This is a genomic window from Actinomadura violacea (assembly GCF_017573465.1).
Classification (GTDB): Bacteria; Actinomycetota; Actinomycetes; order Streptosporangiales; family Streptosporangiaceae; genus Spirillospora; species Spirillospora violacea.
Genome location: NZ_JAGEPF010000029.1, coordinates 51,080 through 66,515 on the forward strand (window position 1 = coordinate 51,080; position 15,436 = coordinate 66,515).

At 74.2% G+C, this 15,436-nt stretch carries 16 protein-coding genes; 9 read left to right on the plus strand and 7 right to left on the minus strand.

From position 1 onward, the window contains the following. Positions 1-30 precede the first annotated feature (30 nt). A complete protein-coding gene (locus tag J4709_RS39455) occupies positions 31-1,176 on the minus strand; it encodes an acyl-CoA dehydrogenase family protein (protein WP_208249359.1) in 1,146 nt (381 codons plus the stop codon). Between the two features lie 66 nt (positions 1,177-1,242). Between J4709_RS39455 and J4709_RS39460 the strand changes: the two genes are divergently transcribed. Then, on the plus strand, positions 1,243-1,878 hold the full coding sequence (locus J4709_RS39460) for a TetR/AcrR family transcriptional regulator (RefSeq protein ID WP_232384749.1): 636 nt from the start codon (positions 1,243-1,245) through the stop codon (positions 1,876-1,878). A 21-nt stretch (positions 1,879-1,899) separates the two neighbouring features. Here the strand turns inward: J4709_RS39460 and J4709_RS39465 are convergent, their stop codons facing one another. From J4709_RS39465 to J4709_RS39480, 4 genes are all read right to left on the minus strand, one after another. Continuing rightward, positions 1,900-2,760 carry a DUF4253 domain-containing protein gene (locus J4709_RS39465; protein ID WP_208249361.1) on the minus strand — a complete coding sequence of 287 codons (861 nt, stop codon included), beginning with the start codon at positions 2,758-2,760 and terminating at the stop codon, positions 1,900-1,902. 125 nt (positions 2,761-2,885) lie between these two features. After that, entirely contained in the window at positions 2,886-3,074 is a 189-nt protein-coding gene (locus tag J4709_RS39470) for a hypothetical protein (RefSeq protein ID WP_208249363.1), read from the minus strand. A gap of 12 nt (positions 3,075-3,086) precedes the next feature. Next, positions 3,087-5,522: an ABC transporter permease gene (locus tag J4709_RS39475; RefSeq protein WP_208249364.1), complete on the minus strand. Its 2,436-nt coding sequence runs from the start codon at positions 5,520-5,522 to the stop codon at positions 3,087-3,089. Next, positions 5,519-6,250 carry an ABC transporter ATP-binding protein gene (locus J4709_RS39480; protein ID WP_208249365.1) on the minus strand — a complete coding sequence of 244 codons (732 nt, stop codon included), beginning with the start codon at positions 6,248-6,250 and terminating at the stop codon, positions 5,519-5,521. The genes J4709_RS39475 and J4709_RS39480 overlap by 4 nt, the downstream gene beginning before the upstream one ends. Positions 6,251-6,438: 188 nt before the next feature. Here J4709_RS39480 and J4709_RS39485 point away from each other — a divergent pair, with 188 nt between their 5' ends. From J4709_RS39485 to J4709_RS39495, 3 genes are read left to right on the plus strand one after another with little or no spacing between them, the layout of a single operon-like run. Further along, entirely contained in the window at positions 6,439-7,668 is a 1,230-nt protein-coding gene (locus tag J4709_RS39485; RefSeq protein ID WP_208249366.1) for a sensor histidine kinase, read from the plus strand. Then, a complete protein-coding gene (locus J4709_RS39490) occupies positions 7,656-8,294 on the plus strand; it encodes a LuxR C-terminal-related transcriptional regulator (RefSeq protein ID WP_208249367.1) in 639 nt (212 codons plus the stop codon). The genes J4709_RS39485 and J4709_RS39490 overlap by 13 nt, the downstream gene beginning before the upstream one ends. Next, positions 8,291-8,809, plus strand: coding sequence for an NUDIX domain-containing protein (locus tag J4709_RS39495; RefSeq protein ID WP_208249368.1), 519 nt, complete (start codon positions 8,291-8,293; stop codon positions 8,807-8,809). The genes J4709_RS39490 and J4709_RS39495 overlap by 4 nt, the downstream gene beginning before the upstream one ends. Here J4709_RS39495 and J4709_RS39500 read toward each other — a convergent pair. Beyond that, positions 8,757-10,091 (minus strand): aminotransferase class I/II-fold pyridoxal phosphate-dependent enzyme, encoded by a 1,335-nt coding sequence (locus J4709_RS39500; protein ID WP_208249372.1) that lies wholly within the window; start codon positions 10,089-10,091, stop codon positions 8,757-8,759. The two genes, J4709_RS39495 and J4709_RS39500, sit on opposite strands and share 53 nt — an antisense overlap. A gap of 129 nt (positions 10,092-10,220) precedes the next feature. Here J4709_RS39500 and J4709_RS55915 point away from each other — a divergent pair, with 129 nt between their 5' ends. Genes J4709_RS55915 through J4709_RS39520 form a run of 5 tightly spaced genes read left to right on the plus strand, consistent with a single transcriptional unit; the run spans position 10,221 to position 14,673 of the window. Further along, complete coding sequence (locus J4709_RS55915; protein WP_232384750.1) at positions 10,221-11,159, plus strand: periplasmic binding family protein; 939 nt, start codon at positions 10,221-10,223, stop codon at positions 11,157-11,159. Then, entirely contained in the window at positions 11,156-11,965 is an 810-nt protein-coding gene (locus J4709_RS55920; RefSeq protein WP_307801954.1) for a deaminated glutathione amidase, read from the plus strand. Before J4709_RS55915 ends, J4709_RS55920 begins: the two co-directional genes overlap by 4 nt. Beyond that, positions 11,962-12,912, plus strand: a complete 951-nt coding sequence (locus J4709_RS39510; protein WP_208249376.1) for an ABC transporter substrate-binding protein — start codon at positions 11,962-11,964, stop codon at positions 12,910-12,912. The genes J4709_RS55920 and J4709_RS39510 overlap by 4 nt, the downstream gene beginning before the upstream one ends. Positions 12,913-12,925: 13 nt before the next feature. After that, complete coding sequence (locus J4709_RS39515) at positions 12,926-13,864, plus strand: amino acid ABC transporter permease (protein WP_208249561.1); 939 nt, start codon at positions 12,926-12,928, stop codon at positions 13,862-13,864. 56 nt (positions 13,865-13,920) lie between these two features. Continuing rightward, complete coding sequence (locus J4709_RS39520; RefSeq protein ID WP_208249563.1) at positions 13,921-14,673, plus strand: amino acid ABC transporter ATP-binding protein; 753 nt, start codon at positions 13,921-13,923, stop codon at positions 14,671-14,673. 71 nt (positions 14,674-14,744) lie between these two features. Here J4709_RS39520 and J4709_RS39525 read toward each other — a convergent pair whose 3' ends face one another. Then, complete coding sequence (locus J4709_RS39525; protein ID WP_208249383.1) at positions 14,745-15,401, minus strand: TetR/AcrR family transcriptional regulator; 657 nt, start codon at positions 15,399-15,401, stop codon at positions 14,745-14,747. Positions 15,402-15,436 lie beyond the last annotated feature (35 nt).

The window sequence follows — 15,436 nt, forward strand, 5'->3', positions numbered from 1 at the left end:
GGCCGGTGCCTCCGGCCGTGGCGGCGCGGGTCACAGGCCGGCGTCGCGGCCGATGATCTCCTTCATGATCTCGTTGGAGCCGGCCCAGATGCGGGCGACGCGGGCGTCCATCCAGGCGCGGGCGACGCGGTACTCGCGCATGTAGCCGTAGCCGCCGAACAGCTGCACGCAGCCGTCGATGATCTGGTTCTGCACGTCCGAGCTCCACCACTTGGCCTTGGACGCGTCGACCGCGGACAGCTCGCCCGCCACGTGCGCGGCCAGGCACTGGTCGACGAACGCCTGCGCGACGTCCAGCTTGGTGATCAGCTCGGCGACCAGGAACTTGTTGTGCTGGAAGTTGCCGATCGGCTGCCCGAACGCCTTGCGTTCCTTGACGTAGGCGATGGTCTCGTCCAGGACGCCGCGGGCGTGCGCGACGTTGGCGATCGCGCACGACAGCCGCTCCTGCGACAGCCGCTCCATCATGTGGATGAAGCCGCGGTTCAGCTCGCCGATGACGTGCGAGTCCGGCACCCGGACGTTCTCGAAGAACAGCTCGGAGGTGTCGGCCTCGGGCTGGCCCACCTTGTCCAGCTTCGTGCCGCGGCTGAAGCCGGGCGTGCCCGCCTCGACGCCGAACAGCGTGATGCCCTTGGCGCCGCGCTCGGGGTCGGTCTTGGCCGCGACGATGATCAGGTCGGCGTGGCCGCCGTTGGTGATGAACGTCTTCGACCCGTTGATGACCCACTCACCGCCGTCGCGGACGGCGGTGGTCTTCAGCGCCGCGAGGTCGGACCCGCCGGACGGCTCGGTCATCCCGATCGCGGTGATCAGCTCGCCGGTGCAGAACCCGGGCAGCCACTTCTTCTTGGCCTCGTCGGTCGCCAGCTCCAGCAGGTACGGGGCGCAGATGTCGATGTGGATCGACACGATCGAGTTGTAGGCGACCGCCACGCGCGCCAGCTCCTCGCCGATGACGGCGTTGAAGCGGAAGTCCCCGGCGGCCTGGCCGCCGTACTCCTCGGGCACCTGCATGCCGAGGAAGCCCTGCCGGCCCGCCTCCAGCCACACCTCGCGCCTGAGCATCCGCTCATTGCGGATGTCCTCGTCCAGGGGCAGGAGCGTCCGCTCGACGAACTCCCTCACGGACTCCCTGAACAGGTCGTGGTCGGCCTCGAAGACGGTGCGCCGCATGCGGTTCCTCCTGGAATGGTGCGAAGTGCGGGCCTAGTGTACTGAGCGATCGCTTAGGCTTCTCGCATGGCTCCCGGCAGCGGCCCCGAGGACGGCACCGGCGGCATGTGGGCGGGCGTCGCGCCGGACGCGTCGCGCCGCCTGCTGCTCGCCGCGGTCGACTCGTTCGCCGAACTCGGCTACCACGGCACCTCGACGCGGCACATCGCCGCCGGTGCGGGGATGAGCGCGGGCGCCCTCTACGTGCACTACCGGACGAAGGCGGACCTGCTGTTCCAGATCGCGCTGACCGTCCACGAGTCCGTGCTCGCGGAGCTGGAGGGCGCGGTCGACGGTGTCGGCGGGCACGCCGAACGCGTCCGGGCGCTGATGTACGCGTTCGCCCGCTGGCACGCCCGCCACCACCGCGCCGCCCGCGTCATCCAGAACGAGCTCGGTGCGCTGGACGCGGCGCACGCACGCCGCATCGCCGCGATCCGCCGCCGCGTCCGCGCCCTGGTGCGAGAGGAAGTGCGGGCGGGCGCCGCGGCGGGCGCGTTCGACGTCGCCGACATCGAGGGCACCGCGCGCGCCCTGGCGTCCCTGGCCATCGACGTGTGCCGCTGGTACCGCCCCGAAGGGCCGCGCTCGCCGGAGGAGGTCGGCGCGCTGACCGCCCACCTGTCGCTGCGGATGCTCGGCGCGCGCACTCCGTCCTCCTAGCGCCGTCCTGCTGGCGGCGGTCTAGTCCCACCAGAACGACCAGTGCGTCTTGCCCCGGATCTCCTCGGCGTAGCCGGTGAGCGTGCCCGGCCCCTGGAAGAGGATGTCCGGGCAGAACGCCCAGTGCTCCGCCGCGACGTGCACCGCGTGGCGGGTCGTCACGGGCGGCGCGGCGACGCTCAGCTCCATCGTGTTGAACCCGAGCCCGACGACGCGCGCGCCGAAGCGCTCCTCCCAGCCGCGCAGGACGGCGGCGAGCGGCGCGGTCCACTCGTTGTGGTTGAGCGCGCCCTGCCAGCCGACCGCGGCGATCGCGTCGGCGCCGCGGTCCACCGCGACCAGGCCGAGGGACGGCCCCCGCGCGCCGAGGACGCGCGCGTACCGGTCGGCGACGGCGTCCGCGTCGTCCAGCGGGGTCCCGGCGGGGGCGGGGCCGGGGCAGTGCCGGCCGAACGGCGCGAGGTCGTCGTGGTCCTCGTCGGCGGCCTGCTCCGCCCAGTCGGCCCACACCTCGTACAGGAACGCGTCGGGCGAGTAGTTGCCGACCTCGGCCACCGGCTCCGGCGCGATCTGGCCGGACGCCCAGGGCTGGTCGGTCTCGTCGAGGAGCAGCGGCCACAGTCCGGAGCGGGCGTGCTCGGCGCGCAACCGGCCCCACAGCTCGCCGTGCACGGGCTCGTCGCTCAGCCAGAAGGCGGGCCGCATGAGCAGCTGCCGCTGCGGGTAGCCGGGGTCCGGCCACACCACGTCGCCCTCGGGCAGCGAGACCGACAGTGTCCGCCCGGCCGCGCCGTCCGCGGCCGGGTCGGCGCCGTCCGCGCCGTCGGCGAACAGCTGCGGGAGGTTGCCCGGCAGGTGCCGCCGGATCTCGACATCATCCATTTCACGCCGTTCCGGTACAGAGCATGCCAACGGGATCTTGGCACTCCGAGATGGTAACGGCGGTGCGGGCCGCCCGGGGGACGAGCCGGAGGGTTCGCTCGCCCGTCCTGGCGGCCCGCACGCGTTCAGCGCTCCCTGCGCCGTCCGCGCACCAGGTAGTCGGCGATGACCGCGACGACGCCGAGGCCGCTGACGATGCTGACGGGAAGCTCCAGCCAGCTGCCCTTCAGAAGGATGTTGGAGACGACGTTGACGCCGAGGAGCAGGCCGAGCAGCGTCCAGCGCGCGGTGTTGCCGGTTCCGGTGGTGTCCATGGTGAGCGCCTTTCAGGAGATCTTCGGGGAGGTGCGCCGGCGGAGCATCGCCCGGGCCGGCAGGAGGACGGCGGCGGCGCCGCAGCCCGCCACGGTCGCGAGGATCGCCGCGCAGGTCAGCGGGGACACCGCGGGCAGCGGCAGCCCGGTGACCGCCGTCGCGAACGCCGGGATCACCACCGCGACGACGAGGGATCCGGCGGCGGCGCCGGTGCCGAGCACGATCAGCGCCTCCAGGCGTAGCGCGCGCAGCACCTGGCGGCGGGTCGCGCCGACCAGCCTGAGCAGGGCGAACTCGCGGCGCCGCGCGCCGGTCGCCAGCGTGGTGACGAGGCCGATGATGATGAACCCGGCGATCGCGCCGACCACGACGTAGTTGACGAAGCCCTGCAGGCGCGTCGCGTCCGACAGCTCGGCGCCGAAGGCATCGCCGCTGACGGCCTGCGCGCCCAGGTAGGCGGCGGTGACGGACCGGAGATCGGCGTGGCCGCGGACGAGGACGTGGTCGTCGAGGGACGTCGAGGAGTGCGCCACGGCGAGGTCGTGGGGGAGGAGCACGTCGCCGAAGCCGAGACCCCGGTCGTACACCGCCACGACCTTGGCGCTGATCCGCGTTCCGTCGCCCAGCCACAGCGGGGTGGTGGATCCGACGTGGAGCCCTCCGGCGACGTCCCGGCTGAGAGCCACCGTGTTCCCGCGCAGCGTCCCGAGCTTGCCCGAGGAGACCTTCGGGTCCATGGTGGCGGCGGCGTCCGCGCCGACGCCCTGCGCCGTCAGCGACCGCAGGTTCTTCTCGCCCAGCTCCTTCACGGCCATGACGACCGTGGTGCGCTTGACGGGCGTCGCGGCGGTGACGCCGGGGACGCGCCGCACGGCGTCCGCCGCGCCCTGCGGCAGCCCCGCACCGCCCGCCACCACGACCTGGTCGGCGCGGTTCCCGTCGGCGAACTGCACGGACGTCGCGTGGACGACCGTGGACTGCGCGAAGAGCTGCACTCCGGCGAACGCGACGGCCAGCGCCACCGGCGTCATGATCGAGCCGGCGCGGAGGGCGGCGGCGGTCGCCGCGTGCCGGGCGAGGCGCCCCGCGACCGGGGACAGCGCGACGGCCACGGGGCCGAGGACCCGCTCGCCGAGCCGGGCCAGCAGCGGCCCGAGCATCGCGACCGCGACGACCAGCGCCATGACCAGCCCGCTGAGCGAGGCGCTCGCGGCCGGCCCGGTCGTGACCGCCGAGACGCCGAGCGCGTTCGCGCCGACGACGAGGAGCACCACGCCGGTGATAACGCGCCAGCGCGGCAGCGCCGCGGGCTCGGCGGCCGATTCGCCGAGGGCCTGCACCGGGCGGATCCGGGAGACGCGCAGCGAGGCGAGCAGCGCGGACACGGTCGCGCCGAGGACCGCGACGGCGAACGCCGCCAGCACCGGCAGCGGGCTGATCGAGAGCCCGAACCCGTCGGGCAGCACTCCCTTGGCGACCATCGCGGCGTGCATCGCCGCGCCCGCGCCGAGCGACAGGACGCCGCCGATCAGCCCGGCGGGCACCGCCGCCCGCGCGGTCTCGCGGACGAGCCGCCCGCGCACCTGCCAGGGCGTCGCGCCGACCGCGCGCAGCAGCGCGAACTCCCGCCGCCGCTCCCGCACCGACAGCGCGATCAGCCCGCCGACGACCACCAGCGCGGTCATGACGGCGGCGCCGCCGAACGACGCGGCGATCTCGACGATGTCGGGACGTGCGGACGCGACGGCGCGGTCCTCGGCGTCGCCGCGCGCCGCCCCGGTCGCGACGGTCAGCCCCGGGGCCGCCTTGCGCAGCGCGCCGCTGTCGAGCCTCCCGTCCGCGAGCACGGCCAGGGCGTCGGCCTGACCGGGACGCCCGTTCAGCGCCATCGCCGTCGCCGGGGCGAAGAACGCCACCGCGGGACCCGACGCCACCAGCCCGGTGACCCGGTACGGGCGGGGCGCCCCGGTGACCTGCAGCCGGACGGTCGAGCCCGCTCGCACGCCGGCCGACCGGCTCAGTACCACCTCGTCCGGACCCTGCGGCGCCCGCCCCTCGCTCAGCTCGTAGGGCCGCAGCACGGCCGAGTCCCAGCCGTGGCCCGTCACCGCGTGCCCGGTGGACGTCAGGACGGGGAACGCCACGTCCGCGACCACCGCCCGGACACCCGGCACCGCCCGCAGCGGTCCCGCCGCCGCGAGCGGGACCCGCGCGCGCTCCGCGAGCGGCCTGCTCTGCGTTTCCGGGTCGGAACCGGGCTGCTTCATCCGCCGCGTGACGCTCGTAGGCCCCGTCACGACCGCGTCCGCCGCGGCGAACCGGTCCACCGGCGCGTGCGCGCGCAGCGCCGACTCCAGCAGCACCCCGCACGCCCCGACCAGCACCGCCGCGAACAGCAGCGCCGCGAAGACGCCCGCGAACGCGCCCTTTCCCTCCAGCCGCTTCACAGCGTCTCCCAGCGGTTCATCACGGCCGCGACCGACGGGTCGCGCAGCTCGTCGACGATCCGGCCCCCGCGGAGGAACAGCACCGAGTCGGCGGTGGCCGCCGCCAGCGGATCGTGGGTGACCAGCACGACCGTCTGCCCGGTCAGGTCCGCCGCCTCGCGCAGCAGCCGCAGCACGTCGCGGGCCGTCCGCGGGTCGAGCGCGCCGGTCGGCTCGTCGGCGAACACCACCTCCGGGCGGGTGATCAGCGCGCGGGCCACCGCGGCGCGCTGCTGCTGCCCGCCCGACAGCTCCGCCGGGCGGTGCCGCAGCCGGTCCGCCAGCCCGACCCGGCGCACCACCTCGTCCAGCCACGCCGGGTCCGGCTCGATCCCGCCGAGCCGCAGCGGCAGCGTGATGTTCTGCTCCACGTCCATGGACGGGACCAGGTTGAACGCCTGGAACACGAACCCGATCCGCTCGCGGCGCAACCGGGTCAGCTTCGCCTCGCCGAGCCGGCCGAGGTCGGCGCCGCCGATCCGGACCGCGCCCGCGCTCGGCCGCTCCAGCCCGGACGCGCAGTGCAGGAACGTGCTCTTGCCCGAGCCGGACGGCCCCATCACCGCCGTGAACCCGCCGCGCGGGAACGTCCAGGTGACGTCGTCCAGCGCCCGGACCGCGCCGTAGGCCTTGGTGACCGACTCCAGGCGCACCGCCACCGCGGTCGCCTCGGCCGTCATCGTCGTCATGCTCGCCCTCCGTGGGAAACCCGCTCTCACCAGGACGAACCTAGGATCGGGGGCGGCCCCGCCACATCGGGGCGCACTCCCCGATCGATGGTGTAGCGGGCTACACCATCGGCATGGGGCCTGGCCGTGATGCGCCGCGGCACCCGCTCACATAGCGTGTGCGGTGAGGCGACATGACAAGGGCACAGATGAGCGTGACGGGGGCGCTGCGGCGCAGCGCGGAGGCGACCGGCCGGCTGGTCGCCGCCCTGCGCACCTCCGTCCCCGCGCTGCTCGGGCTCGCGCCCCTGCTGGTGTTCCTCGCCCTGCTGCTGTTCGCGCTGCCGTGGCTGCCGGACGCGGTGAAGCCGCTGCGCGCGCTCGCCAACGCCGAACGGCGCCGGGCCGGGCGGGTGCTCGGCCGCGAGATCCCCGAGCCGTACGCCGCCCGCAAGGACCCGGGCCTGGGCGAGGCGCGCCGGATCCTGCGCTCGCCGGCGCTGTGGCGGGACGTCGCGTGGATGGTGGCGCACGGGTACACCGGCCTGCTGATGGCGGTCATGGCGGTCGGGCTGTGGCCCGCGATCCCGTACGCGGTGTCGATGCCGCTGTGGTGGTGGGCCGCGCCGCCGGGATCGGTGTCGGCGTTCGTGGACCTGAACACCTGGCCGCAGGCGCTCACGCTCCCGTTCCTCCAGGCGGGCCTGGACCTGGCGGCGCTGCTGTGGCTGGTGCCGCGGTTCGTGCGCTGGCAGGCGCGGCTCGCGGAACTGCTGCTGCGCCCCACCCGCCGCACCAGCCTGACCGAACGGGTCGAGGAGCTCACCGAGACCCGCGCCGAGGCGCTGGAGGCGCACGGCGCCGAGCTGCGCCGCATCGAACGCGACCTGCACGACGGGACGCAGGCGCAGCTGGTCGCCGTCGCGCTGCGGCTCGGCCTCGCCGACCGCCGCTTCGACACCGACCCGGCCGCCGCCCGCACCCTGTTCCTCGAGGCCAGGGACGGCGTGGAGGAGGCGCTGACGCAGCTGCGGACCGTCATCCGCGGCGTGTACCCGCCGATCCTGTCCGACCGGGGCCTGGCCGGGGCGGTGCGCGCGCTCGCCGCCGGCCAGCACATCCCCGTCGAGATGGACCTCGACGGGGCCGGCCGCGCGCCCGCCGCCGTCGAGGCCGCCGCCTACTTCGTGGTCGCCGAGGCGCTCACCAACATCGCCAAGCACAGCGGCGCCCGCAGCGCGTCGGTCGCCGTCCGCCGCGAAGGGGCCCGGCTGCTGATCAGAGTGCGCGATGATGGCAAGGGCGGGGCCGACGCGGGCCGCGGAAGCGGGCTGGCCGGAATCCGCCGCCGGGTGGCCGCGCTCGACGGGACCACCCGCATCGACAGCCCCGACGGGGGAGGGACCACCCTGGAGGCGGACCTGCCGTGCGGATCGTGATCGCCGAGGACAACGTGCTGCTGCGCGAGGGCCTGGTGCTGCTGCTGACCTCCGACAGGCACGAGGTCGCCGCCGTCGCCGGCAGCGGCCCGGAGGTGCTGCCCGCGCTGCTGGAGCACCGGCCCGACGCCGCCGTCCTGGACGTGCGGCTCCCGCCCGGGTTCCGGGACGAGGGGCTGCGCGCCGCCATCGAGGCCCGCAAGCGGATCCCCGGGCTCCCGGTGCTCGTGCTGTCGCAGTACGTCGAGGAGACCTACGCCGCCGAGCTGCTGTCCGGGGGCGCCGAAGGCGTCGGCTACCTGCTCAAGGACCGCGTCAGCCGGGTCGACGAGTTCCTCGACGCGCTGTCGCGCGTCGCCGCCGGCGGCACCGCCCTGGACCCCGAGGTCGTCTCCCAGCTGATGACCTCCCGCAGCGACCCGCTGCAGGCCCTGACGCCCCGCGAGCGCGAGGTCCTCGGGCTGATGGCGCAGGGCTTGGACAACGCCACGATCGCCACCACCCTCGTCATCACCGAGCGGTCGGTCAGCAAGCACATCGGCGCCGTGTTCGCCAAGCTCGGCCTGCCGCCCACCGACAGCGGCCACCGGCGCGTCCTGGCCGTCCTCGCCTACCTCAACTCATGACCGGCGAACCCGCGCCCCGCCTCCGCCGCGCCGCCCGCGCGCTGCTGCTGGACGGCGGCGACCTGGTCCTGCTGCGCCGCACCGTGCCCGGCCGCGCCGTCTACTGGACGACCCCCGGCGGCAAGATCGAGCCGACCGACGCCGGCCCGGAGGCGGCGCTGCGCCGCGAGCTGGACGAGGAGCTCGGCGCCACCGCCGGCCCCGTCCGCCAGGTCTTCGCGTGCAGCGAGCAGCTCCCCGAGCTGCACCGCCTCAACGTCTTCTACGTCTGCCGCCTCATCACGATGGACCTGTCGCGCCGACACGGCCCCGAGTTCGACGATCCGTCCAAGGGCCTCTTCGACGTCGACCGCGTCCCGTGCACGCCGGCCGGCCTGGCGTCCATCGACCTGATCCCGGAGACCCTGGCCGCCTACCTCTCGGTCCACGCCGAGGAGTTGCCCGGCCTCGTACCCGCCCCGGTCAGTGCGGACGCGCCGCGAGCGCCACGAGGTCGGCCAGCTCCGCCATGCTGAGCGGGGCGTCGGGAAGGCGGCCGGTCGCGATCCGGACATGGGCGTCCGCCGGGACGATCTGGTACCGGCTGCCCGGGACGGCGGCGACCCCGTGCGCCGCGAGCGTGACCAGCGCCGCGGACTCGTCGGCGACCGGCACCCACAGCATCAGCCCGTCCCGGTTGCCGGTCCGGACGCCGCGCTCGGCGAGCGCGGCCGCGAGGCCCTCGCGGCGCTCGGTGTAGGCGGCGCGCGCCCGGGCGACGGCGGCGACGGCGGCCGGGTCGGTCAGCAGGTGCGCCAGCGCGTCCTGCAGGACGCGGCTCGTCCAGCCGGTGCCGAAGCTGCGCAGCACGCGGACCCGCTCCACCGGTTCCGCGGCGCCGCCGATCACGGCGAGGCGCAGGTCGGGGCCGTGGGACTTGGAGTAGGAGCGGACGAGCACGGTCCGCTCGGGCAGGTGCGCGCCGACGCTGACCGCGGGCGAGGACGACACCTCGCCGGTGCCGTCGTCCTCGATGGCGAGGGTGTTGGTCGGGGCGAGCAGCTCGGCGAGGGCCGCCGCGCGCGCCGGGGTCAGCGCGTGCCCGCGCGGGGTGTGGGCGCGCGGCTGGTAGACGAACGCGGCGGGCCCGGTGGCGAGCGCCTCGGCGAGCGCGCCCGGCTCGGGGCCCTCGTCGTCGCAGGCGACCGGGACGACCTCGGCGCCCTGCGCCTCCAGGATGTCGAGCAGGCGGGCGCCGGTCGGGTCCTCGACGGCGACGCGGTCGCCGGGCACGGCGACGGTCTGGCAGACGAGCTGGACGCCCTCGTAGCCGCCGCCGACGGCGAGCATCGCGGCGGGCGGGAACGGCCAGCCGGGCTCGGCGGCCGCACGCAGCGCCGGGGTGATCGTCTCCCGGGTGTAGTCGTTCAGCCGCGCGGTGCGGGCGCCGGCGGCGAGCGCGGCGTCCAGCGGCGGCAGCAGTGCGGGGTCGGGCGCGGCGATCGCGAGGTCGACGGCCAGCCGGTTGCCGAACTCGCCGATGCGCTCGTAGCGGGCGGGGTGCGGGACGTTCGGCGGGCCGATCACGACCGTGCCGCGGCGCCGCTGCGCGCTGACGACGCGGTGCCGGCGCAGCGTCGACCAGGCGTCGGCGACGGTGCCGGGGCTGACCCCGAGCTCGGCGGCCAGCCCGCGGACGGTCGGCAGCCTCGTCCCGGCCGGGAGGTCCCCGCTGCGGATCAGGTTGGTCATCGAGGCGGCGATGCCCCGCGCCGTGTGGTCGCCGATGCGCTCGGCGAGCCATGCCGCGTCGATCACGTGCCCTCCGTGCAAAACTTTGTGTAGTAACAAAACACCCATTGTACGCGGTACAAACGCGGCCTAAAGTCGGGTCCCATCGCGCCCCAAGCGCGACAAAACCCCTCTTACATGCGGAAATGGAGCGTTGTGCCGATTCCACGTATTCGCCTGGCGCTGCGGGACTGGGACCATCTCGTCCCGCTGGTCACCGGCCGGGTGCGCGCCCGCGGCGTGGCGCTGGAGATCGAGTCCCGGGACGTCACCCCGGACGTCCTCGCCGAGCCCGGCCTCGACGGCGGTGAGACGTCCTTCAGCCGGTACGTCCTCGGCCGCGGCGACGGCGACGAGCGGCTCGCCGGGCTTCCGGTGTTCGTGATGCGCGGCTTCCGGCAGCGCTGCGTGCTCGTCCGCGGCGACAGCGCGCTCGCCGCGCCGCGCGACCTGGCCGGGGCGACGATCGGGCTGACGGGCTGGCCCGACTCCGGCAACACCTGGACCCGGGCGCTGCTGCGCGCCGACGGCGTCGACCTGTCGGCGATCCAATGGCGCGTCGGCCCGCTCGCCGCGGGCGAGAGCGGCAAGGACCGCGTCGGGACGCGCCCGCTGCCCGCCAACGTGCGGCTGGCGGACCGCTCGCTGGTCAACGGGCTCGCCGACGGCACCTTCGACGCGGTGTTCACGCCGTTCATGCCGCCGGAGATGTTCACGCCGCACAGCCGGTTCCGGCACCTCTACGCCGACCACCGCGCGGCCGAGCGGGAGTACTTCGCCCGCACCGGCTTCGTCCCCGGCATCCACATCCTCGCCCTCAAGCGCGAGGTCGTGGACGAGTACCCGTGGCTCCCCGAGGTGCTGCAGGACGCCTTCGAGGAGTCCAAGCGGGTGTGGCTGGAGCGCCGCCGCCTGCTCACCGACACCACCCCCTGGCTGCTGGACGAGCTGGAGACCCAGGCGCGCCTCTTCGGCGACGACTGGATGCCGTACGGCGCCGACGCCAACGCCGCGATGGTCGCGGCGTTCTGCGAGGAACTGCACGAGCAGGGCATCGCGCCCCGCCCCATCAAGGCCGAGGAGGTCTTCGCGTGAGGATCGCCGTGGGCCAGTTCGCCTCCACCGAGGACTGGCAGACCAACCTCAAGACCTGCATGACGCTCATCGACGAGGCCGCGGAAGGCGGCGCGGACCTGCTCGTCCTGCCCGAGGACTCCCTCGCCCTGTTCATCGACGAGCCCGACCGGATCGCCGAGGTCGCGCAGCCGCTCGACGGCCCGTTCGTCACGGGCCTGCTGGAGCACACCGCGGGCACGCGCACGACCGTCGTCGTGGGGATCCACGAGCCCGCCGGTGGCGGCAAGGTGCACAACACCCTCGCCGCGATCCGCGACGGCGCCGTCGTCGCCGTCTACCGGAAGGTCCACCTGTACGACGCGTTCGGCTCGCGGGAGTCCGACCGCGTCCGCCCCGGCGACGGCGAGCCGGTCGTGTTCGACTGCGCCGGCTGGCGGGTGGGGCTCATGACCTGCTACGACGTAAGATTCCCGGAAATGGCCAGGCTGCTGGTCGACGCGGGCGCGCAGGTGCTCGCGCTGCCGGCGGCCTGGGTGCGCGGCCCCGCCAAGGAGCGGCACTGGGAGGTCATGGTCACCGCCCGGGCGCTGGAGAACACCTGCTACGTGGCGGCCTCCGGCGAGTGCGGCCGCCGCAACATCGGCGCGAGCATGGTCGTCGACCCGCTCGGCATCGTCCGCGACCGGCTCGCCGACCGGCCCGGGCTGCTGTGGGCGGTCGCCGACCGCGAGGAGCTCGACGAGGCCCGGCGCAAGCTCCCGGTGCTCGCGAACCGGCGCTTCCGCGTCGACCCGTCCATCCGGCCGAGAGAGGAGACGGCATGAGGGGCCGCACGGCGATCTCCGCCGCCCTCGCGGGCGCGCTGCTCGCCGCGACGGCCGCGTGCGGCGCGAACCCGCCCGAGGCCGAGGGGATCCTCGGCGGCGGCAAGTCCGCGCAGGGCGTCAAGGAGGCCGACCTCCGCCAGACCGTCGACCACGCGCTGCACGACGCGCTGCCCGCCAAGAACAAGGCGTCCGGCAAGCTGATCTCGGTCAACAACGGCTCGTTCCCGCCGTACGAGATCGCCGGGTCGGACGGCCGGTCGCTGTCCGGGGCGTCCGCCGACCTCGCCACCGCGCTCAGCCAGCTGCTCGGCGTGAAGATCGAGCACGTCACCGTCGACGGGCTGCCGAGCGAGCTGACCGGCATCAAGGCCGGCCGGTACGACTTCGCGCTCGGCCCGATCGGCGACTTCCCCGAACGGGAGGGCGACAACGTCTTCGTCGACTGGGTGCGCGAGTTCGTCGTCTTCGCCGTCCCGAAGGGCAACCCGAAGCACATCGGGTCCATCGCCGACACCTGCGGGCTGAAGATCTCGGTGATGGCGGGCGGCTCCGCCGAGGACGTCGCCAAGAAGCAGTCGGGGACCTGCGTCCAGCAGGGCAGGCCCGCCGTGCAGGTCCAGTCGTACAAGGACCAGCCGACCGCGACCCTCGCCGTCCGCTCGCACCGCGCCGACGCGTTCTTCTCCTCGCAGGCGCCGCTCGGCTACTTCGTCAAGCAGTCCGGCGACGACCTGCAGCTCGCGGGCACCGGCAAGGCCAACGGCTTCGACGACCTGTACCAGGGCGCCGTCGTGGGCAAGGACTCGCCGCTGAAGGACGTCCTGCTGCGGGCGCTGCGCAAGCTCGTGGAGAACGGCACCTACAAGAAGGTCATGACCGAATGGGGCCTGACCGCGAACATGCTCGACGCGCCGGGCATGAACCTGGCGCCCAGGGAGGGGTGAACCGGCGGTGACCATGACCGAGAAGCGCTCCGGCGACACCGTCGCCGACGTCGACGTGGCCGGCGCCGCGCACGTCCGGCACCCGCTGCGGTGGGTGGCCTCGCTGGTCGTGCTGGTCCTCGCGGCCCAGTTCGCCCACCTGCTGTGGACCAACGACAACTTCCAGTGGGACGTCGTCGGCCGCTACGTCAACGCCTCCCTCATCGGGGACGGCATCGCCATCACGCTGGAGCTGACCGTCATCGCGATGGCGGTCGGCATCGCCGGCGGGATCCTGCTCGCGGTCGGCCGGCTGTCGGACAACCCGCTGCTGCGCGCCGCGTGCGGGCTGTACGTGTGGTTCTTCCGCGGCATCCCCGTGCTGGTGCAGCTGGTGATCTGGTACAACCTGTCGGCGCTGCTGCCGCGCATCTCGGTCGGGATCCCGTTCGGGCCGGAGTTCGCGCACGGCAGCACCAACCAGCTCATCACCCCGCTGGTCGCGGCCGTCCTCGGGCTCGGCCTGAACGAGGCCGCCTACATGGCCGAGATCATCCGCGGCGGGCTGCTGGCCGTCGACCCGGGCCAGACCGAGGCCGCCCAGGCGCTCGGGATGGGCGGCGTCCGCACGTTCCGCCGGATCGTGCTGCCGCAGGCGATGCGGTTCATCGTGCCGCCCACCGGCAGCCAGGTGATCAACATGCTGAAGGCGACGTCGCTGGTCAGCGTGATCGCGCTCGCCGACCTGCTCTACACCGTCCAGTCCATCTACAACCGGACGTTCCAGACCATCCCGCTGCTGCTCGTCGCCTGCCTCTGGTACCTGGTGATCACCTCGATCCTGTACGTCGGGCAGTCGTTCATCGAGCACCACTACGCGCGCGGCGCGACCCGCAACGCCCGGCAGGGCTTCTGGGACTTCGTCCTGATGCGGCGCCGCCGCCCGGTTCCGCCCCCGGAGGTGACCGCTTGAGCACGCTGGAGAAGGACAAGCCGCAGGACGAGGACGCGCCCCGCAGCGGGGTGCCGATGGTCCGGGCGCGGGGCGTCCGCAAGAGGTTCGGGCACCTGGAGGTGCTGAAGGGCGTCGACCTCGACGTGGACCCCGGCGAGGTCGTGGTGGTCCTCGGGCCGTCCGGGTCGGGCAAGTCGACGTTCCTGCGGTGTGTCAACCACCTGGAGACCATCGACGGCGGCTCGGTGCACGTCGACGGCGAGCTGATCGGGTTCAGCGCGTCCGGCGGGAAGGTGCGGCATCTGCGCAAGCGGGACGTCACCCGGCAGCGCCGCGAGATCGGCATGGTGTTCCAGCAGTTCAACCTGTTCCCGCACCTGACCGTCCTGCAGAACGTCATCGAGGCGCCCACCGGCGTGCGCCGCGAGCCCCGCGGGCAGGCCCGAGAGCGGGCCCGCGGGCTGCTCGCCAAGGTCGGCCTCGCCGACAAGGCGGACGGCTACCCGCGGCAGCTGTCCGGCGGCCAGCAGCAGCGCGTCGCCATCGCCCGCGCGCTGGCGATGCGGCCGAAGCTGATGCTGTTCGACGAGCCGACGAGCGCGCTGGACCCCGAGCTGGTCGGCGACGTGCTGGAGACGATGAAGACCCTCGCCGAGGAGGGCCTCACCATGATCGTCGTCACGCACGAGGTCGGCTTCGCGCGCGAGGTGGCCGACCGGGTCGTGTTCATGGACGGCGGCGTCGTGGTCGAATCGGGGCGTCCCAGTGACGTGCTCGACAACCCGTCCAACGAGCGCACGAAGGCGTTCCTCAGCAAGGTCCTCTGACGGCCTCCGCAGCGCCCGGCCCCGTGTTCCAGGGGCCGGGCGCTGCGGCGTGCGGCCGGAACGGCGGGGGATCAGAGGCGGTGGGCGATCCCGTCCAGGAGGTAGTCGAGGCCGCGTGCGAACGCGTCGTCCCAGTCGTGGCCGCTGAGATGCCCGTGCGCGGCGAGGCTCGGGTAGCGGTCGCGCTCCCGGGCGAGCAGGCCGTCCGCCGCCTCCCGCCCTTCGTCGGCACCACCTGAGGCGACCTGCATCAGTGCGGAGCCGATGACGAAGTTGGCGAGCCCGTAGGCCGCCGCGACCAGGTCCGGGCCGGTGAGGCCCGCGCCGGCCAGCGCGGAGTGCAGGAACTCGGTGCGCGCCAGGACGTTCGGCCCGAGCAGCGGCCGCCCGAGCACGGCGACCGACCAGGGGTGGCGGAGCATCGCCGCCCGCCAGCCGTGCACCAGCGAGGCCGCGTCCGCGCGCCAGCCGTCCGTCCGGCCGGACGGCACCGCCACCTCGCCGAAGATCGTGTCGAGCGCGAGGTCCAGCACGTCGTCCTTGGTCTTGACGTGCCAGTACAGCGTCGTGGAGCCGGTGTCCAGGCGCTCGGCGAGCCGGCGCATCGTCAGCCGGTCCGCGCCCTCCTCGTCCAGCAGCGCCACGGCCTCGGCGACGATCCGCCCGCGGCTCAGCGGCGGCGCCTCGCGCCGGGGCCGGGTCTCGCGCAGCCACACGCTCTCGGTCATGGAAGCAGGCTAGTACATTGGGCGGGCACCAGATC

What these genes read in the sequence shown, in the direction of transcription:
- J4709_RS39455 (WP_208249359.1), bottom strand. Translation starts at nt 1,176, where the DNA reads ATGCGGCGCACCGTCTTCGAGGCCGACCACGACCTGTTCAGGGAGTCC.
- J4709_RS39460 (WP_232384749.1), top strand. Translation starts at nt 1,243, where the DNA reads ATGGCTCCCGGCAGCGGCCCCGAGGACGGCACCGGCGGCATGTGGGCG.
- J4709_RS39465 (WP_208249361.1), bottom strand. Translation starts at nt 2,760, where the DNA reads ATGGATGATGTCGAGATCCGGCGGCACCTGCCGGGCAACCTCCCGCAG.
- J4709_RS39470 (WP_208249363.1), bottom strand. Translation starts at nt 3,074, where the DNA reads ATGGACACCACCGGAACCGGCAACACCGCGCGCTGGACGCTGCTCGGC.
- J4709_RS39480 (WP_208249365.1), bottom strand. Translation starts at nt 6,250, where the DNA reads ATGACGACGATGACGGCCGAGGCGACCGCGGTGGCGGTGCGCCTGGAG.
- J4709_RS39485 (WP_208249366.1), top strand. Translation starts at nt 6,439, where the DNA reads ATGAGCGTGACGGGGGCGCTGCGGCGCAGCGCGGAGGCGACCGGCCGG.
- J4709_RS39495 (WP_208249368.1), top strand. Translation starts at nt 8,291, where the DNA reads ATGACCGGCGAACCCGCGCCCCGCCTCCGCCGCGCCGCCCGCGCGCTG.
- J4709_RS39510 (WP_208249376.1), top strand. Translation starts at nt 11,962, where the DNA reads ATGAGGGGCCGCACGGCGATCTCCGCCGCCCTCGCGGGCGCGCTGCTC.
- J4709_RS39515 (WP_208249561.1), top strand. Translation starts at nt 12,926, where the DNA reads ATGACCGAGAAGCGCTCCGGCGACACCGTCGCCGACGTCGACGTGGCC.
- J4709_RS39520 (WP_208249563.1), top strand. Translation starts at nt 13,921, where the DNA reads ATGGTCCGGGCGCGGGGCGTCCGCAAGAGGTTCGGGCACCTGGAGGTG.
- J4709_RS39525 (WP_208249383.1), bottom strand. Translation starts at nt 15,401, where the DNA reads ATGACCGAGAGCGTGTGGCTGCGCGAGACCCGGCCCCGGCGCGAGGCG.